The sequence below is a fragment of the Planctopirus hydrillae genome, from assembly GCF_001707835.1.
GTDB lineage: Bacteria > Planctomycetota > Planctomycetia > Planctomycetales > Planctomycetaceae > Planctopirus > Planctopirus hydrillae.
Map to the genome: position 1 here is coordinate 1 of NZ_LYDR01000018.1, position 329 is coordinate 329.

1 protein-coding gene is annotated in these 329 nt (G+C 60.5%); it reads right to left on the bottom strand.

Translation table 11 applies throughout. The features are described 5' to 3' along the window. The coding region (locus tag A6X21_RS25845; protein WP_498072425.1) for a T3SS effector XopP-like protein at positions 1–327 on the bottom strand (327 nt) is incomplete at its 3' end. Positions 328–329 lie beyond the last annotated feature (2 nt).

Here is a 329-nt window from a genome sequence, read left to right on the forward strand (position 1 = left end):
TTTTTGTGCCAAGTCGTTGAAGCGTTTCAGCCTGGATGAGGCCTTGACCAATACTTCGGCAGGATCTGGCCCTTGCGAAACTGACTGCGCGGCAAAGAGCGCCGCCCTGACGTTCTTTGCGTTGCTGGACGATGCCGCTGAGGGATTGGCTGTGGAGGCTCGGCCCAACAGCCGCGGCCTGATGGAAAGCCCGCCGAGTTGCGCTGAGGGCACCGCACTGTCGGCAGACGTGCTTGCCACTGATGCCGAGCCCGATGGTGTCGGTGCAGTTTGAACCAATTGCGCGGGATCAGGGGGGGCCTGCTTGGTCGATTCAATTTTAGGCACGT